This is a genomic window from Photobacterium pectinilyticum (assembly GCF_024357955.1).
Lineage (GTDB): Bacteria > Pseudomonadota > Gammaproteobacteria > Enterobacterales > Vibrionaceae > Photobacterium > Photobacterium pectinilyticum.
In genome coordinates, this window is record NZ_JANEYT010000036.1 from 1 (window position 1) to 18,619 (window position 18,619).

Sequence of the window (18,619 nt, forward strand, 5' to 3'; positions counted from 1 at the left end):
GGACAACGTATCACCATTTCCAGGAGGCGGTCATGGAGTTATCAAAATGTAGCACTATTAGGATCAGCTATTTAGCCGTTCTAACGAATACCTTCTCGCGGCTTGCGTGGCATCAAAAGCCAGCTCCAGCGCCAGCTTTGCGATAGGGGCGGTATTCCACGTGGTATAAATTCTTTCGCCCTTATTTCCTTTTGTAGAAAATCCTGAAACCTTGGGCACAGCAGCCAGTGAATCGTCATAGCTCTCTTTATTCATGGAGAGCAGCTCTTCCTTTCGGGCTGCGGAGAATAAACCGACACAGATAAAGCACATCCTGAGCAGCGTACCTAACCAGTTTCCTCGCCTGTAAAAGGAAAAATTAGGAATGGCTTTTCGTTCAGGCCACTTGCTTGTTCTGTCAGACATCCTTTTTCTTAATGTCATCATTTGCATATCGGTTAAGGTACTTACATCAAGTGCTTTTAACTCAGCACTCAGCATATCATCCTGATAGGTGTATAGCTTTTCCATCGCCTCTGAAATCTGATGGCGATAAGGGTGATAGGTTTCAACAAACTTAACAACCGTTTTTAAAATACTGACATGAATCGCTTCAGGAAATGCGATGGCCTGACCACCGTCCTCCGTATCAGGATTAACCCACTTGATATACTCTCGTTTATGGACATAACGCGATACAAGATCTGCTTTATTCAGTGAGTTAATCGTAGAGGCAAGACCTTGGCACGTAAATTCAGCACCAACCCCATACAATGTTTTACTGCATCTCTCCCACTCTCGTTCGCTCGAAAGCAAGCTGAAGTCACTTTTTCCCCAGCGTGTTGCGATGGTGCTTAATCTATTCCTTGTGGCTATGAGCGTGCTAACAGCCACATGGGAGTTAGAGTTTGATTTTTCCTTTTGCCATTGCATCAGCGCATAGAGGTAAGACTGAATATCATGGCGGTACTTCTCATCAATATGCCTAAAAGAGAGTGCTTTTTTATTCTGGTTCAGGGCATGAAAGTCCCACTCTACATCAAAAACACGTGACACTCCGTTCTTGTCAGAGTCAAACGTCACATACGGGTTCTCAGCAAGTTCTTGGCGAAGCTGTATAAGCTTTTCAGACATAAGTTACCCCTTAAAGAATTGACTTGCGCTGGCTCGGTCTTGGTAAAGCGGGTGGTAGTCGCCATCATCCACTTTTTGTTTTGCTTGAGCGTAATTTTTTGGTGCTTTTTGTTTCAGCCTGAGAAGGACTTTTTTCAACATCCCCTCCACCACAAAATACTCATCTTTAGGTGCGGAATTACTCGCCACCATCTCCTTGAGGTCTTCAATTTGCTCTAAAAATGACAGCATCAGCCAAATGTCATTTTCTGACGCCACCAATTTATGACTGTCGCAATCAAAGCAAGCAAGAAAATCCGTGCAACGCCCCGTATCTTTGGAAAAATCAATGCCCAACTGCTTCATGCGCCTCGCTTCCGCAATAAGCTTCTCTGGTGTTGCTCCTGCGCATTTGATACCACTGGGCGTTGTCATTAATGGCTGCTCTTTGCTTTTACGGCTGCGCAAATTCTTATAATCATAATCTGACAAAATATCGCTGCGCATCGCCTTTGCATCCTCGATGGCTTTACCAATCTCCTCGCCCTTGGCAACCGCGCTTAACGCGCCAAACGTGGCATTGAGGTTATTATCATGGTCTGCCTGAACACCACTCGAGTAGCGTTGGGCGACAACATTTATGTCATTATTCAGCCCCTGTGACACAAGGAAGATGTCTTCAGTGACTCGCATCAGTACATCAGATTTTGTTGCCCTGAATCGGCTTGTAGTAACCGTTAAGCCAGTTATCTTTTCAAGCTGAGTATTGACGCGGCCAACATTTGAACCATGGCTAATGAATGTCCAAACCTCACCATTGGTATTAAAGAAAGGGCAGAGCGGCAGCTCATTTGACAGCGGGATACCCAGTGATAGGTACATCACCTTAGATGTTTTTAGCCATCGGGTAATCAACTCTTGGGTTCGCTGACTAAAACCAGCGCTATTATCCAAGTCCTTATAACCCGCCCTGAACTTCTCACCGTCAAAAACAAACCGCCCGCTACCGATACTTTTAAATGAAACATCCCCATGCTGCACATTAGCAAGCACCGATGTATTCATGCCTGTCAGCATTGAGAACACGAAAAACCAATTGCGCGATGCCTGATTATAAAGAGCTTGCCGATGAAATTGCTCAAGTGGAAGCGGGCTACTCTTTATATTTGCAGCTGTGGGTTTCATGCACTGCTTGAAGCCCTTTTTCTTTTCTGCACTTTGCCTTAATTTCCAGCCATTGCGCCTTACTTGCTCATCAAACCGTTCTTCATCAAAGAACGGGTGAATATCTAGCAACTCATTTTTCTCAATCGCTTCCTGAAAGACCAGTGCGCCTTTAACCAATATTTTGGATAAAGTCTTCAGCTCTGTTTCCACATGAAACGCTTTATTTGCAGCCAAAGGGCGTGCTGCAACTTCTGGCAGTGTCTTGAGGTCAGACTCTCGATTCCACAGCCTTAAAAAGAAAGATAAGCTGACTTGAATCTGCCCTGCTAACGATACCCGCTCACCTTTTTCGCGTAATTTATTGAAGTGCTTTAAGCAATCAATCATGACTGCATTAGTAAAAAGGTCACCGTGGTAACCAATACCATCAAGGTATTTAAAGTAAATAACAAGCCCAGAAAAATAATTCTGCTTTGATATGTTTTCAGGTAATGGGTTTAGCCGTTGGTGAATGTCCCTGACGATATCATCCCGATTCGCTAGCACGCCACTCCCTGATTTTATTTGCTTTACTGTCGGCACGTTACGGTAGCGCAGGCGGTGAGTGTGGGATTTGTTTCCATTGCCACAATCTAATACCATATCTGCAAAACGAATTGGGATGATAGGTGCGCTGGTCTTTTTTGTTGTAATCTTGGTACGTTTACGTCCTTGCGTCATAGTGCCCCTTCCAAGTCCTCAAAAGCGCCAATATAGTCCAGTACATCCTCGTAGATTTCGTCGGCAGAGGGCATATCCTGTGCTATTTTCAGGTACTCCATGGTCGTCGCCCTATCTTCATGGCCAAGCAACCTTGACACCTTATCCAGAGCCTCATCGGGTGTGATTGATGGGTTGCCATATTCATCCTTTTTATTTAAAAGATGGCGAAATATATCCACAGCAAATGTTGGCCGTAAATTATGTAGGGAGCCAACTATAGGATGGTCAAGACCTTGGGTTAGATTTGCAGTGTTACGTACTTCAACCCAGCGTCCAGTAAAGTCTTGTAGCCGCGTAAACATAGGTTTCCCGGACTGGGTAATAAACAGGTACTCAAGCTCGGGGTTAATGGCATCGTCACCCTCAAAGAAATGCGTATTACCTGCCTCAGTCTGCTCCTTGCACCATGCTTTGAATTTCTCAAGGCGCTTTTGATACCTGTCGGACTGCGAGTAATCGTAAAGCATCTTCATCAATGGGGCGGGGATAATGGTATCGCGGCTTTTATTCTTCTCTGCGAAGCCCTCGGCGGTCTTTGTGAGTGATTGGTACTTATCACCGACACCCAAATCCATCACAGGCTTTTTAAACACCTCTCTGCCGTCCTGAATCATGGTTTCGGGGTTCACTATCTGTCCCAAATGAAGGCTCGCTGCTTCCTCACGGCGCAACCCTGTATAACGGCAAATCATTGGATGCAGGCAAAACTCAATCGGCAGTGAGTGCAGTTTATTATTGTCACCATGACGAACTACCCTGCGGGACTTCATCAATATATTTTGTAGGATGTTCCATTCACTATTTGTAAAAGGTTTTAAGTCACGGCGAAGGTTACTGAGGTTTGTGCCACCACTGCGAGATGACTTAGCAAACTTAATCCGCATATCCGTCGTGTGCACCTGCTTTTGTTGGTAAGCTTTCATACTGGATGCAGACGCCTCGAAATGGATATTCACGGCCTCAAACTGGAAGGGAGGATTATTAAAGCGGATGCCTTGGCGAAGACAGTGTTTATAGAAACCAACAACACTGCTCATATATTGCCTAGCCGTTGTTTTAGCCAATACACCATCAATAGCGAGCTGCTTGACTCCATCACGATACTGGTAGGTTAACCGCTCTTGTTTGTTACGAGGAAAGGTATTCCATTCTGGGCGGGGGTCATCATAGAGAGGGTCAAAGTCACCTTCATCGTATTCAGCATCCCACTCAGCCTGTTTGTCCAATACAAAGCTAAAGTAATGGGCAAGCCCCTGTGCATCTGTACCAAGCTCAAGCACGCCATCATCAATTGCTTTCGACAACAAGAACTCATTGGCCATGTTTATCGGCTGGTAGCTGATTAGGTTATCTTTGTTGTCGTACCCGACGATATTGAGTAAGGGAAGTTTCTTAATGAGGATCTTGTTGCCATTGGCACGGTAGGTAACCTGAGGTTCGCCATTCTCATCAATGGATACCAATGGTTTCTCGTAAACGAATTTAGGGATAGATGAAATTTCTACCTCTTTTCGTATGATTTTTTTCTGATTTTCATCGCTTTCTGGCATACACACCCCACACCCAAACTGTATATAAAAACAGTATACATCTGGTTTTCAACTTTAATAGTTATCTATGTGGGTTTTCATTGTCGCGATCAAAAAAATGCCGCCACTGTTGCACAATATGGCATCAGTGGCGGCACTCTTGATTTGTATTGAGCCATCATGAATCAAACGTAATGTATGACTCACTAAAAACCATTCTCAACTTTCAAAGTTAATTAACTCTTTTTAGCCCATTCAGGTAAGTTTTGGATGTGGTCTTCCCAATCGATAACATCAATCTCATACACCACGCTATCACGTACCGACTCATTCGCGGCATGCATGGCATCTTTCGAGCCAGTGAGCAATGGGTGCCATTCAGGCAGTGCTTTGCCTTCAGCCAGCAAACGGTAGGCACACGTTTCCGGTAGCCAGACGAACTCGTCGATGCGGTCGCGGGTCAGCTTAAGGCACTCTTCACCGGATTCAAAGCGGTTTGAGTAGTCTTTACAAGAACAGGTCTTGTTGTCCAGCAAGCTACAGGCAACATTGGTGTAGTAGATTTCATCGGTATCATCATCGATCAGTTTGTGCAGGCAGCATTTACCGCAGCCGTCACAGAGCGCTTCCCACTCCTGGTCGGTCATTTCCTTTAAATCTTTCTCTTGCCAATACTGCGTCATCACTCTGCCTTCTGTTGCTCTCACCTTGCGACTGGCCAAGGCCTATCATTGAGGCGGTTTTATAGCTTTCACACCCACAAAGTGCAAGTACTTCCGCCCCTTTAGCACCAATATCATCGTGTAATAAGAATCACTCCTATCCATAGCCGATAAAGCTACATTTTTTTGATCCCTAGCGGAGAGAGTGGTAACGTTCGCAACCGTTTTAATTAGTGTAGATGAGTGGTTAGTGATGGAATGTCGATTAGGCTGTGGAGCGTGCTGTATTGCACCAAGTATTTCTTCGCCGATCCCCGGTATGCCAAAAGGTAAACCCGCGGGCGTTCGCTGCATTCAGCTTAACGACAATAATCTGTGCAAGATTTTCGGCAAGCCAGAACGCCCTGCCGTCTGTCATCAATTTAAAGCCTGCCCGTCACTGTGTGGAAGCAGTAACAAGCAGGCATTGGATAATATTACCGAATTGGAAAGTCTGACCTAAACCGCAACCTTGCCGGTTAAGATACGCAAAACAGACTTGGCGTGCTCAACGGCCTGGTGACCAGAATGCGTAAGGTAACCGCCATCTTCCTGTGTAACCAACCCTTTCGCATACAACCGCTGTGCAGCTTGCACCAGCTCAGGCATGGCATCACTGCGTACTTTTATCCCCTCCAAATCACTGTGCATTGGGAATTTAACTAGCAAATTCATCTCATGAACTAAATCGGCATTGTACGGCATGCTTCTCTCTCTTACTGAATTAACCTAACAATAATACTAGCGGCTTGGCAGAATATTTGTAGGTGTTGAGATCAATTCAGTGACATCGCGAAAGCGAGCAAGATCATATTTTTGCTATAAAAAAACCGCCCGGAGGGGCGGCTTATTCAATTTTGCATTTAACCGTTATGCTTGGATACCTACAATCAACCAAGGTGCATTTGGTGCACGCAAATCACGCTCAAGGTGCCAAATATCAGTAATATCCTCTTCAACACCGTCCTGTCGGTCTTTGTAACGGCCAGAGAATTTAATGCTCAACTGCGCGATATTCGCATCGTAGTCAGCACGCACCAACTCGGCATCAACGTACATCACTTCGGTATGCTGTTCGCCGTCAAGCTTGGCACGTTCGGCAATCAAGTCATCAAGCAATGCTGGGCTGACATACTCACGGATTGTGTCTAGCTCATTATGGTTCCACGCACCCTGGAGAACACGGTAGTGCTCGCGAGAACCGTTTAGGAATGCATTCATATTAAAGCCCGGAGGCAGATTGAATGGTACATCGCTATCGGTTGATACGTACTCATCCTGTGCCATGCCACCTTGACCACCCTGATTCGCCTGCTGGCGGAACTGGTTCGGTTGCTGCGGCTGACGCGGGGAGTTACCAGAATACGCTTCGCGGTGACCCATTGGGGTCGATTTCGCGCTGCGCATAGTTTTGAATAATTTGAGGATAACATAGGCAATCAAGCCCATAATCAAAATATCCATAAACTGGATACCTTCAAACGCACCGCCAAAGAAGGCTGCAAGCAATCCACCCGCTAATAGTCCGCCCATCAGGCCGCCCATCAGTCCTTTCCTGCTTGAGTTTGCTGCTTGATTAGCACCAGGTTGCTGCTGCTGTCTCAAGTTGTCCGTTTGTTGCGGTTGCTGCTTTTTCACTGGCGCAGTTTTAAAGCTTTTGCCAAATGATTTACCGCCACCAAATCTCTTTGCCTCAACCTCTGGCGCGATAAACGCGACCGTTAAGATCAGGGCAAATATTGTGAAGATGCGTTTCATTTGAATGAATTACCTTTGCCTTATATTGAACGTTGCATCGTAAACCGCTTCAACTGAATGTCAACCAAACCACATAAGCAAATTGTTACTAATATTTAGTATCCATGAAATTCTGTCTTGTCATGCTAGACTGGGCTAAGGTTTAACCTTAATAACTTCAAAGTGTTAATAATTTTTATATAGACGGGATCATATATGCAAGATACTCACAGCAAACTGATCGGATATCTATTGTGGATTTTCGGTTTTACCGGTGCCCACCGCTTTTACTACGGCAAGCCGGTTACCGGCACTATCTGGTTTTTCACGCTGGGGCTGTTAGGCATCGGGTGGTTAATTGACCTGTTCCTGATCCCTTCCATGGACAGAGAAGCAGACCTGCGCTTCCAGGGCGGAGAGATCGACTATACCGTCGCCTGGCTACTGCTGACGTTCCTTGGTGTGTTTGGCCTACACCGAATGTACATGGGGAAATGGCTCACCGGTATTTTGTACCTATGCACCTTCGGCTTTTTCCTCATCGGTATCTTGGTCGATTTCTGGACCCTCAACGATCAAGTCTCGATGCAAAACCAAGAGCGGCGCCGGGCTTAACTGCGCTGCCAAAGTCGTGAATAATGATGCTAGCATTCAGAAAAGTGCTGGCATTTGCCATGACTAGGCTCACAACTCACCAAGTAATTGTTAGAAATAGTTGTCGAGAAAGATAAGGTACTTGACCTATTATTGTGGTTAACACTAGAATATCGAACAATGTTCTAATTATTTTTTGCCTTTCTGCAAAAAAACTTATTTTGCATCATACCCACTTGAGTGGGGCATATTACAATTAAGCAAAATAAGACTTATTCGATTAAGAGTAACTTCGATGGCAAGACGAAACGACCATACTCGCGAAGAGTTGGTAAGTATGACACTGGAGCAAGTCAAAAACTTTCTCGCCCAGCACCCCCACCATGAACTTAGCCTGCGCAAAGTCGCAGCTATGATTGGTTATGTGCCAAGTACTTTGGTTAACGTGTTCGGCAACTACAACCTGCTACTGCTACACGCTGTTGCTCAGACTCTTGATGAGCTGTTCGCAGAAGCAGAAGCAGAAATGAAAGAAGCCTCATCAGCGGAAGATGCCCTAAAGCGCCTTGCCTTTTGTTACCTTAACTTTGCCTCGCGAAACCCATACCGCTGGCAGTTGATTTTCCAACACACCATGAACGGTGAAGAACTGCCTGAGTGGCAGTCGGAACGTATCAACAACATGACAGGTATGTTGGAAACCCTTATTCAACAAATCAACCCTCAGCTCAGCAGCGATGAAACCCTTGAGGCAAGCCGTGTGATCTGGTCTGGTGTACATGGGATCACCTTGCTGTCAGTTGACGACAAGCTGTTCACCTCAGTCCCTGTCGATGGCAAAGCATTAATTAATAACCTACTAAGCACTTACCTTAATGCTTGGAAAGGCTAATTAACAACGCTTAATTATGCTACCACTGGCCTTCTTTAAGGCCAGATATCTATACTCCCATGTCAACAAGTGATAACGTCATTTTTCAACCCGCAATACCTGCGGTGATTACTTTCGATGATCAATTCGAACTCAGGCTAAAGCATTCATGTCAGATCAGTCTAGACTTCTAACCCAGCGGCGCTTCTTGCCCTACTTCCTTACACAGGCCTTTGGGGCCTTCAACGACAATATCTACAAAAATGTTTTGCTTATCCTGTTCGCCTTTGCGGCACCTGGCGCCTTGCCGGTAGATAGCGATCTGATCATCAACTTGGCTGCGGGCTTATTTATTTTGCCATTTTTCCTATTCTCCGCGACCGCAGGTGTGATCACCGATAAGTACGACAAGGCCACCATCATGCGGGTGGTGAAAATGGCAGAGATTGTCATAATGTCACTGGCAGCCTTTGCCTTTATCAGCGAAAACTACCTGATGTTGCTGATCCTGCTGTTCCTGATGGGTACCCAGTCAGCATTTTTTGGCCCCGCCAAGTATGCTCTGCTTCCCGAGCAGCTGAAAAAAGAAGAGCTGGTCTCAGGTAACGCCTTGGTCGAAACCGGCACCTTCCTGGCTATCCTTATTGGTACTTTGCTCGCCGGCGTCATTGCCAATCAAGAGCAGGCAACCTATATCGCCGCAATCAGTGTGGTTAGCTTTGCGGTTATTGGCTATTTGTGTTCACAAGGGATCCCCGCGACTAAACCGAGAAACCCGGATCTGAAATTCAAATGGCAACCGGTACGGCAGACCCGTAAAACCTTGGCTATTGCCCGCAAAGATAAAACCGTTTTCCAATGCATTTTGGGGATCAGCTGGTTCTGGTTCCTCGGGGCCAGCTACCTGACACAATTTCCGAACTTTGCCAAACTACACTTAGGCGGTAATGCTGCATCGGTTTCTTTTCTACTAACACTGTTTTCAATAGGCATCGCTATCGGATCGCTGCTGTGTGACCGCATGTCGGGCCATCGCATCGAACCGGGTATCGTTCCACTGGGCAGCATGGGGATAACCCTCTTTGGTGCCGGTCTGATGTTCAGTACACCAAGTTCACTGCCAGAAACCCAATCCATTGTCGCGTTTGTGACAGATCCCCAATTGCTCAGTGTCTTTGTTTGCCTGACCATGCTTGGAGTGTCAGGCGGGATATTTATTGTGCCGCTGTATGCCATGATGCAACACCGAGCCAAGGAAACCGAGCGTGCCCAGGTGATTGCGGCCAACAATATTTGGAATGCGATTTTCATGGTTATCAGTGCAATCAGTGGGATTGTGGTGCTGGCGGTTCTGGAGTTCACCATACCTCAGTTCTTCCTGATCCTCTCGGTGCTGAACCTTGTCGTAGTGATCTACCTATACGCTCAGGCACCTGATTTTTTCTGGCGCTTTATGGTTTGGCTCGTCAGTCACACCATGTACCGGGTGACCCATAAAAACCTCACCAACATTCCAGAGAAAGGCGGCGCGCTGATTGTTTGTAACCATGTAAGTTATATGGATGCCCTACTGCTAGCCGGCGCTTGTCCGCGCCCTATTCGCTTTTTGATGGATAGGGACATCTATAACTTACCGATGATCCGTAGCTTTTGCCGTGCCTGTAAAGTGGTACCTATTGATGCAACGGATAGAAGATCGATCATGAAAGCCTTCGTTGATGTCAGTAAACAGCTTGAACGTGGTGATGTGGTCTGTGTCTTTCCCGAGGGCCAATTAACCTATGATGGCGAAATGGGGCCTTTCATGCGGGGGATTGATCTTATTATCAAGCGCTCTCCCGTTCCGGTAATACCCGTGGCTATCCAGGGTTTGTGGGGAAGTATTTTCAGCCGAGAAGGCGGCCGGGCTTTGTTGAAGGTACCGAAGCGCTTCTGGTCAAAAGTGACGATTGTGGCCGGGCAGCCCGTACAGCCTGAAGACACCAACAGCAGCCATTTGCGTGAGGAAGTACTGAAGTTGCGGGGAGATAGTCGATGAACATGCTAGTTGTTAGCTCCCAAAAGAGCTAAAATCCGGCATGTTAATCGGCTTTATCAACGCACTGCCAGCACTCTCATCAACCCCTTGGTCCACTGGTTTGAGAAGCGTTACGCGAGTCCAAGTCATCAAGCCCTAGAAAAGTTCAGAATTAATTTACAGCTAAATTTTTTTGGGCAAATGAAGGTGCCGAGACGTAGTGCAGCTAAAGATAAAAAGAAAAAAGCTTAGGTTTAGACAGGTATACATATGAAAAAAGCTGTAATCTTAAATGATACATCATTTGAATCGCATCATGGCTGTGAAACAGTTGTAAAGAACATAAAAGATCTTTTACTTCAAAATGGAATAAAAACTATAGACACTCATCCTGTGGGAAAACCATGGGTCGAGAATAAAAGCTTTATAGCGAGTATGTCTCAAGCTGATATTGTCATTGTTAATGGTGAAGGAACCTTACACCACTCACAACCCAGAGCTAAAGACCTAATATCAGTTGGAAATTATGTTAAGGAAAACTTAAATATACCTGTAGTACTTATTAATTCCACATGTCAAGAAAATAACAGTGAAATTATTGAGAGTATTAAGTGCTATGATTTGATTTTTGTACGAGAAAGCTTAAGCCAGCAAGAATTAGCCAAGTATGATATAAAATCGAAAGTAGTGCCGGACATGTCATTTTACTCTCAGTATGACTTGTCGAAAAAAGCCACTACCGGAAGAACAGGCATTACAGATAGTGTCTATTTCGACTTAAGTGAGAAATTGTATCTTTTAAGTTTAGAAGAAGGATATGAGTTCTTGCCAGCTAAAACGAACAGTAAAATTAGAAAATTTACTGTTAATGCTTTATTGAAACATGCTGAGTCTAATTTGTTCAAAGCAATAAGATATCCTTTTTACAAGCTAAAACTAATTAAATTTAAATATAAAAAAATAAGAAAGTTTTACTATTTAAATGACTACGAAAGCTATGTTAATAAGATAGCAAGTTCACAATTCATGATAATCGCCAGATATCATTCACTTTGCTTTTCATTGAAAACCCTAACACCATTTTTAGCATTAAAATCTAACTCTCATAAAATTGAAGGTATTTTATCAGATGTAGGTATTGAGAGCTCAAGAATTGTAACTGAACCAGATATTACCACCTCAGAATTTAAAAAATTCACTTCAGAAGAAGAGTCAAATATTTTAAATTATATCAATGAGGCACCGACCAAAATAGAGTGCATGTTCAAAGAGATTAATGACTTGATAGTGAAATAGCGCACTGTATGCTGTAATTACAAGTCACAATCAAAATATGGCTTTGAGAGTAAACTTTCTGATCATTACAGTATCAAACAAGGCCAGTGGTCAAATGCCACTGGCCTTTTTCAATTCAACCCTTTATTGCTGCTTTACCAACCACAGCGCCAGTTGTTTTCGGGATGTTTTTATCCCGCCTGTCGCCAGATGATCGGGCAACGGTAAGTAGCATACCGGGCGGCGAAGCCCCATAACCTGCTGTCTCATGTAGTGGGTAAGATTATCCACCAATGTTTTGTCCAACTCACAAGAAGTAGTCAATACGGCGACCGGACGCTGGCCATATTCCGCATCGTCCGTTGGCAATATAAAGGCTTGTTGTACCGCAGGGTGTGCCAATAGCACTTTCTCAACCTCTTCTGGCTGGATATTCTCACCGCCGGAAATGAACATATTGTCCTTGCGGCCACGGATGAACAGCTCTTCATCTTGCCAATCGGCTAGATCTTTAGTGGCAAACCATTCTTGATCAGAAAAAGGAAAGATAGTGCGGTTGCGGTAATACCCCATTCCCAAGGTCTTCCCTTTGACCAGCACTTCGCCATCTTTAAGCGTTAGCTCACGGTTTGGCAATACTGCGCCGACACCCGCACTGCCATCGGCAGGCTTAACCGTGACCGTCGAGGCCATTTCAGTCATACCATAACCGCACCAGCACTCAATACCGGCTTGTTTCGCACACTCTGTAAGGCTAACCGGGATCGCTGCCCCGCCCAGCAATACTCGCTTCAATGAAAGAGATGCACCACGGTTATTCTCCAGCAGCCGCTGGAGCTGGGTAGGTACCAATGATGCGTGGGTAACTTTCCCCAGTGCCACGTCCAAACCCTGCGAGGAGGCAACAACGAGTTTCGCGCCGCGATACAGCCAGCGCCAAACAATCGCCATACCGGATATATGAAATAACGGCAGTGACAACAGCCAACTATCCTCAGCATCAAACGACATCCATTGCAGCAAACCTGCTGCGCTAGCCAAATGACTTTGCGCATTATGCACTACGGCTTTTGGGTTACCTGTCGATCCTGAGGTCATGGTCATGGTCGCGGCACGAGAAGCTTGCCAAGTAACCGGCACCATACGCGGCGTTTGCGGTGGCAGCAGTTGTAAACGCGGTGGTAGCGCTTGTTTACTGTCCGGTTCATAGCCTTGAACACTGTCCAACGCAATACCGGATTTAGCCGGATACCAAACAAAGTCACACTCAAGTTGTGCCAATTGGTTAGATAGCTCCTGCTGACTCAAGCGTGGGTTTAACCCAACATAGCGCGCCCCGGCTCGCAATATGGCCAACAATAACCAGATCACCGATACCGAATTAGGAGCCACAACAGCCACTAGCTGATCTCGTTTCAGGCCCTGCTCTACCAAGCCTTGGGCATATTCATCAGTTCGTTCAGCCAATTCAGCCCAGCTGAATTGCTGCTCGCCAAATGAGAGAGCGACCGCTGAAGGTCGCTCTTTTGCCCAATGTTGCCATGGCCATGTGGAAAACGTCACGTCCGCGATGGCCTCCACATGAACAGTTTGCCTTACTTCGACCATGCCACATCCAGCTCAGCCAAGGTTTTCAGCGGCAACTTACACTGCGGCCACGGTGTTTCCAGCTGGCTGAGGAACAACTGCATGGTATCAAGACCAGGGATCACATCCGGCGTCTGCCATTCAGCAAAACGGGCTAGCTGGTTCAAGCCAAGGCTGGTTTCCATGCTTGAGCTGATCACAGCAGTCAAATCTTGTTCGTTCGCCTGTTTAACCAGTTCGATACAACGCTGTACACTACCGACCAATGTCGGCTTAATCACAATCGCCACCACACCCGGCTCAGCTCTTACCTCGAAGCCTTCATCACGCACAGTTTCATCCCAGGCAATATTAATCCCGGTTTCCTGAGCAAAGGCCAAGCTGTCGGCTGGCGACTGGCAAGGCTCTTCAAGAAAAGCGATACCGCCACGGTTTTCCGGTTTCACGTACTTGGCAAACTGCTGGGCTTTCAGTGGTGTCCACTGGCGGTTGGCATCCAAACGCAGGCGGATCCCTGGAATAGAGTCGATAAACATATTAGCGACCATGCCATCACGCACGGCTTCGTACATGCCGACTTTTATTTTGGCCACTTTCTCGCCCGGCATGTCATTCAATGCAATAACCAGATCATCGGGATCACCCGAACAAAGCGGAGCAACTGTATAGTTACCGGCTTGTGGCAAACCGCCTTGAAGTTCAAGCTCTGCCATACTCAGACCAAACGCAACAGATGGAAGCGCTTTTTCTAAATCGATAGCCTGACCTGCTACCCACTGCTCCAGCAATGCTTGCGCCTGCTCACCAGCTTGCTCTGCACTCTCTTGGCTAAACTCAGGCAATGGCGCAATTTCACCGTAGCCTTTTTGATCGCCGTCTTGCAGTTCGACAACCCAACCCTCACGGTTAACTAACCGCTGGGTACGCAGGATCACACCGGAGTCCATAGGAAGCTGGTATTGGTATAGTTTCGCGCTACGCATCATAAAACTCCATCGGCCTTATTCTTAAAATAATGTACTTAAAATAAAATCGTCTACTGCTCTGGCAAAAGCGTATGGCTGCTCAACATGAACATTATGGCCTGCGTCTTCAATCACCTGATAAGATAAGTCGGAGTCTTCGGCCAGACGCGTAAACTTTTGATCTTTCTCTCCGCAAAGATAATGCACAGGTATGGTCAACCCGGTTAACTGAGGCTGCAGGAGAGGTTGTTTGGCTAACGATGTAGCCAGTAGCATATGTGCTATAGATGAGCCAAGATTATCACTGCGCTTAGCGATCAAACCTTGTCTTTGGTCATGATTCAGCGATGAAAAGACCGGTTGCTGGTACCAATCGGCCAGTACATCAGCAATCGGCAAGGAAGAAAATCGTTGCGCCCACGTCTGATCATTGTCCAACCTGGCAGTCCGCTCGCTTTGCGGTAGCCCGAAATGCCCTCCTTCCAAAACCAAACCAACCAGTTTTGCTTTCTGTTCAACACCTTGATGACAGGCATGGTACATCGCCACCCTCGCGCCCAACGAGTAGCCAATCAGGATATAGTGTTTCACACCACGAGCGACCAAGGTATCAGTTAGCCATTGGCTGGTTTGCTCGAGGCCTTCAGCTTGGGCTAGTCGGCTATGACCATGACCGGGTAAATCAACGGTCAGGCAGGGATACTGACCGCTCAGTTGATTGGTAACCTGTAACCAGTCACGGCCGGAACCCAACAAGCCATGCAGAAACACCAGGGTCGGTGCAGTCAGCGCGGCTTCGGGGCTCAGGTCCTGAGCTTTGGAATCGGGGGCTTTAGAGTAAAAAGTTTCAGAATAAAGTCGCATGTTTGATCTCGCTAAACATCTCGCGCAGCAAGTCGCCACTCTCTCCTGCCGGCGTCTGTACTTCGATCAGCGTCGTGCCAACCGTTGCTAAACCATTTTCAATAGACAGCTTGGCGTCAACCAGGGTGATCGGGCAGGCATACTCCAACCCAAACATTGCCGCGGCATGACCAAAGCTGAGGCCATGGGGCATGCGGTACAGGCTGTCTTTCTGGGCATCCGGTACCGGTAGCAAATCAAAAATCGCCCCACCGTCGTTGTTGGTCACCAATACCACTACTGGCTGTTCGATCTCTTTAAGTAAAGCCAACGAATTGAGGTCATAAAGCAACGAGGTATCGCCCAAGACACAAAGCATAGGCTGCTTACCCGCACGTTGCACACCGGCAGCTGTGGCTATCAAACCATCGATACCCGATGCACCGCGGTTGGCAAACGTCGCGCTTTGCGGCATACGGCCACACATGTCCAACAAGCGAACAATCAAGCTATTGCCCAAAAACAATGTCGTGTATTGGCCAACCCAATCCATCATATTGGCCGCCAGACTCACTTCATTCAATGCCGAGTACTTGTTCCGGATCGTTGTCAGGCAATGGTTCGAAGCGACTTTAAGGCTATCCGCCCAGCCACTATTCGGGTTGAGGTGTGCAGCACTGACAGTATGTTCCGTCAGTAAACCTGAAAAATCAGCGATATTGGCTTGAATGCGCGCCGTTGCAGCACAGCTTGGATCAAGCGTTACTGCCAATGGGTCCACCAGCCAATAATGCTGCCAGTGCTTGGCGCTAATAAACTGCCCTAATCGCTTGGACACCAAGCGACCGCCAAACTGAATAATATTGTCCGCTTGCAACAAATGCTGATGGCATGCTTCGTTTTGTAACCAGACATCGAATCCAGCCCAGTCACTGCTGCCACCGGCTTGTGGATCGGCTAGCAGCGGCCAGCCAAGCGCCTGCGCCAGCGCACTCACAGCGGCAAGTTCACCCGGAGCTACCCGGCCAGCAATCACGATCCCTTTCTTACCTTGCATGTCTTGCCACTGCTTAGCATCGAAAGCAACGCCGTTTCGTTCGGCATCCACGTACTGGGTAAAGCGCGAATGGCTCTCTTGCCAATATTGGACAGGTTGGAGGTAGTCGGAAAAATCCCTTTCATCACCATAGAGCGGCTCGGGGTAATGACAATTGAAATGGACCGCACCACCACGCTGTGCCTGCTGGTACATGGCTTTATCTACAGTAGATAGTAGCCATGCCGGACTGATGTCCTGGGTCGGAGAAGGAATATCTTCAAACGCGGTGACATGGGTAGAGAATATCCCGTGCTGACGGATAGCTTGGTTGGCCCCACAATCGATCAGCTCAACCGGGCGATCTGAAGTGAGCAACACAAGCTTTTCCCCAGTCAAGCCGCTTTCGGCGACTGAAGGTAGCAGGTTGGCCACGGCGGTACCGGATGTTACCACTACCGCGACAGGCTCATTGGTTGCTTTGGCGAGGCCAAGGGCGAGAAAACCCAACCCACGCTCGTCGAAGTGAGTGTGAATGACCAGTTTACCGTTTTTAGCGGCAGCCAGTGTCAGCGGTGTAGAACGAGACCCAGGGGCAATACAGATATGCTTTACCCCATGGCGTACTAACTCTTCAAGCATGAGCCCTGCCCACAACTGGTTCAAGGCAGCTCTTGTCGAAACCCCATTGCTCATGCCGTCTGGCGCTCCCAATCAGGCTCATCACTGGCCAGTAAGCTGCAAAGCGTCGATGTTTTACGATCCAGCTCTTTCCACTCACTGTCTGCGGTCGATCCCGGAACGATACCGGCTCCGGCAAACAGGTGTAACTCGTCACCCATAATCAACGCACTACGGATAGCGACACAAAATTCACTGCGCCGCGCGCCCAGAAAACCGACCGCACCACTGTACCAACCACGGGCAAAGGGCTCATGCTCGCTGATAAAGTCCAACGCTTTATCCCTTGGCAGACCCGCAATGGCCGCCGTAGGCTGTAAGCTATCGAGCAGTTCCGAGTTTTCAACGCCGTCATTAAGTTGGGCATCGATTCCCCGCTTAAGGTGCTGTACCTTGCGCAGGCGAATAAGCTCTGGCGTCTGAGCCACATTCATGCTGATGCAACGAGGAACCAAACGGTCAACGATATCATCCACGACCAAGCGGTTTTCATAACGGTTCTTGTTGTCATCAAGCAGCCATTGTGCCAAGCGATTATCTTCCGCCATGTCTACACCACGGCCGATAGTGCCTGCCAATGCCTCGGTGAGCAGGTCTTGCTCTTGGCGCAGGAACAACCGCTCAGGGGTCGAGCCGACAAAACAATGCTTGGCATCGAGTGCCATCATAAAATGGAAGCTGTTATGGTTACTGTCACGGCTCGCTTTTAACAACTGGGCCGGAGAGACAGGCGTATCGAGGGTTAGGGTCGTTTTACGCGCCAAGACCACCTTCTCGAACACTTTCTGAGAAATTGCATCGAGGGCGTTACCTATCATCTGTGACCAGCCCGCGAAGTCCGGGCTATATGTCCGGCCTAAAATCTTGCTGGTGATCAGCGGGACTTCAACTGCATCAAGCGTTAGCTGGGCCAACGCCTCAACCACTTTTACTTGGCTCTCAGCAGACAGGTTCACAGCAATATTCCAGCCACCGTCCAAACGGAAGATTTCCAACAACGGCAGGAAGAAAAAAGAAGGCATGCATCGTCTGTTGCGCTGGGTACGACCATCAAATGAGCGGCCTCCCCAAATACGCTGATCATCTGCCAGGATTTTCTCGGCAGCTTTAGGATCGGTAAATGTTTTAATTTGCCCGAGCGCCACTACTTCCTCGCGGCAATCACGGGACTGCCAGTAAAACTTAGGAAACAGGGGTTGGGATTCCATCCAATCAATCAGATCGGTATTAGCCGGCAGATCCAGCTTTACCGTGATTCGTTGAGTTGTTGGCGTGGATTGTCGAATTTTTTCAAGTAGTAACTCAACGGCTTTTTGTAACGCGGTCAAGGTAACCTCACTCAGCTCTCAAGCACAAAATTGGCTCATCCCTGGCTGACGGTAAATGGCTAATCAATTAGCATCTTTCGCCCTATATGTGGTCCTCCAGCAAATCAAACAGCTGCAAACAATAGACCACATACGAATGCTGGCATTCTACCTCAGAACTCCTATTCTGACTAATAAAGTAATGACTCAACATGAGTCTTCATATCTCATCACAATTCAATGCATCGGCCCCATAATGACCGAGCAGTGCTGATAGCGGGCGAACAAGATATTATTTTGCCGTCAATTTCGACAATTCCGGCTCAAATAGCGGCATTTTTTGTTTAAATCTCCAGCAAACCCCTGCATTGTAATATTTTATTCTACTCAAAGAGGTGAATACCCCCTGTTTTGTCACCCATCCAGTGGATCCCACCTGACAAGTTAGAATTTAA

Annotated in this window: 15 protein-coding genes and 1 pseudogene; 5 read left to right on the forward strand and 11 right to left on the reverse strand. The window is 47.3% G+C overall.

The features are described 5' to 3' along the window. Window positions 1–69 precede the first annotated feature (69 nt). The 4 genes and pseudogenes from NHN17_RS15210 to NHN17_RS15225 all read right to left on the reverse strand — a co-directional run. A pseudogene (locus tag NHN17_RS15210) lies at window positions 70–1,113 on the reverse strand (hypothetical protein); the annotation flags it as partial. A gap of 3 nt (window positions 1,114–1,116) precedes the next feature. Further along, window positions 1,117–2,979 (reverse strand): hypothetical protein, encoded by a 1,863-nt coding sequence (locus NHN17_RS15215; protein WP_255043428.1) that lies wholly within the window; start codon window positions 2,977–2,979, stop codon window positions 1,117–1,119. Beyond that, entirely contained in the window at window positions 2,976–4,571 is a 1,596-nt protein-coding gene (locus NHN17_RS15220) for a site-specific integrase (RefSeq protein WP_255043429.1), read from the reverse strand. Before NHN17_RS15220 ends, NHN17_RS15215 begins: the two co-directional genes overlap by 4 nt. Window positions 4,572–4,786: 215 nt before the next feature. After that, window positions 4,787–5,233 (reverse strand): YcgN family cysteine cluster protein, encoded by a 447-nt coding sequence (locus NHN17_RS15225; protein ID WP_255043430.1) that lies wholly within the window; start codon window positions 5,231–5,233, stop codon window positions 4,787–4,789. 232 nt (window positions 5,234–5,465) lie between these two features. Between NHN17_RS15225 and NHN17_RS15230 the strand changes: the two genes are divergently transcribed. Next, complete coding sequence (locus NHN17_RS15230) at window positions 5,466–5,714, forward strand: YkgJ family cysteine cluster protein (RefSeq protein WP_255043431.1); 249 nt, start codon at window positions 5,466–5,468, stop codon at window positions 5,712–5,714. Here the strand turns inward: NHN17_RS15230 and NHN17_RS15235 are convergent. Both NHN17_RS15235 and NHN17_RS15240 read right to left on the reverse strand, forming a co-directional pair. Then, a complete protein-coding gene (locus NHN17_RS15235) occupies window positions 5,711–5,956 on the reverse strand; it encodes a TIGR02647 family protein (RefSeq protein WP_255043433.1) in 246 nt (81 codons plus the stop codon). The genes NHN17_RS15230 and NHN17_RS15235 overlap by 4 nt on opposite strands. A gap of 165 nt (window positions 5,957–6,121) precedes the next feature. Continuing rightward, a complete protein-coding gene (locus NHN17_RS15240; protein ID WP_255043435.1) occupies window positions 6,122–7,009 on the reverse strand; it encodes a Tim44 domain-containing protein in 888 nt (295 codons plus the stop codon). A gap of 195 nt (window positions 7,010–7,204) precedes the next feature. Between NHN17_RS15240 and NHN17_RS15245 the strand changes: the two genes are divergently transcribed. The 4 genes from NHN17_RS15245 (at window position 7,205) to NHN17_RS15260 (ending at window position 11,766) form a co-directional block, all read left to right on the forward strand. Continuing rightward, window positions 7,205–7,603, forward strand: a complete 399-nt coding sequence (locus tag NHN17_RS15245) for an NINE protein (protein ID WP_255043436.1) — start codon at window positions 7,205–7,207, stop codon at window positions 7,601–7,603. Between the two features lie 274 nt (window positions 7,604–7,877). Then, window positions 7,878–8,474, forward strand: coding sequence for a TetR/AcrR family transcriptional regulator (locus NHN17_RS15250; protein WP_255043437.1), 597 nt, complete (start codon window positions 7,878–7,880; stop codon window positions 8,472–8,474). A gap of 148 nt (window positions 8,475–8,622) precedes the next feature. Then, the gene (locus tag NHN17_RS15255) at window positions 8,623–10,491 is read left to right on the forward strand and encodes an MFS transporter (protein ID WP_255043438.1); all 1,869 of its coding nucleotides are present in this window, start codon (window positions 8,623–8,625) and stop codon (window positions 10,489–10,491) included. Between the two features lie 249 nt (window positions 10,492–10,740). Next, window positions 10,741–11,766, forward strand: a complete 1,026-nt coding sequence (locus tag NHN17_RS15260) for a polysaccharide pyruvyl transferase family protein (protein ID WP_255043439.1) — start codon at window positions 10,741–10,743, stop codon at window positions 11,764–11,766. Window positions 11,767–11,889: 123 nt separating this feature from the next. Here NHN17_RS15260 and menE read toward each other — a convergent pair whose 3' ends face one another. The 5 genes from menE to NHN17_RS15285 are packed head-to-tail and all read right to left on the reverse strand — an operon-like array spanning window position 11,890 to window position 18,185. Further along, window positions 11,890–13,353, reverse strand: coding sequence for an o-succinylbenzoate--CoA ligase (gene menE, locus NHN17_RS15265; protein WP_303629414.1), 1,464 nt, complete (start codon window positions 13,351–13,353; stop codon window positions 11,890–11,892). Continuing rightward, window positions 13,341–14,315, reverse strand: a complete 975-nt coding sequence (menC, locus tag NHN17_RS15270; RefSeq protein WP_255043470.1) for an o-succinylbenzoate synthase — start codon at window positions 14,313–14,315, stop codon at window positions 13,341–13,343. Before menC ends, menE begins: the two co-directional genes overlap by 13 nt. A gap of 24 nt (window positions 14,316–14,339) precedes the next feature. Next, window positions 14,340–15,161, reverse strand: a complete 822-nt coding sequence (gene menH / locus NHN17_RS15275; protein WP_255043440.1) for a 2-succinyl-6-hydroxy-2,4-cyclohexadiene-1-carboxylate synthase — start codon at window positions 15,159–15,161, stop codon at window positions 14,340–14,342. Next, window positions 15,145–16,872, reverse strand: a complete 1,728-nt coding sequence (menD, locus tag NHN17_RS15280; RefSeq protein WP_255043441.1) for a 2-succinyl-5-enolpyruvyl-6-hydroxy-3-cyclohexene-1-carboxylic-acid synthase — start codon at window positions 16,870–16,872, stop codon at window positions 15,145–15,147. The genes menH and menD overlap by 17 nt, the downstream gene beginning before the upstream one ends. Continuing rightward, window positions 16,869–18,185, reverse strand: a complete 1,317-nt coding sequence (locus NHN17_RS15285; protein ID WP_255043442.1) for an isochorismate synthase — start codon at window positions 18,183–18,185, stop codon at window positions 16,869–16,871. Before NHN17_RS15285 ends, menD begins: the two co-directional genes overlap by 4 nt. Window positions 18,186–18,619 lie beyond the last annotated feature (434 nt).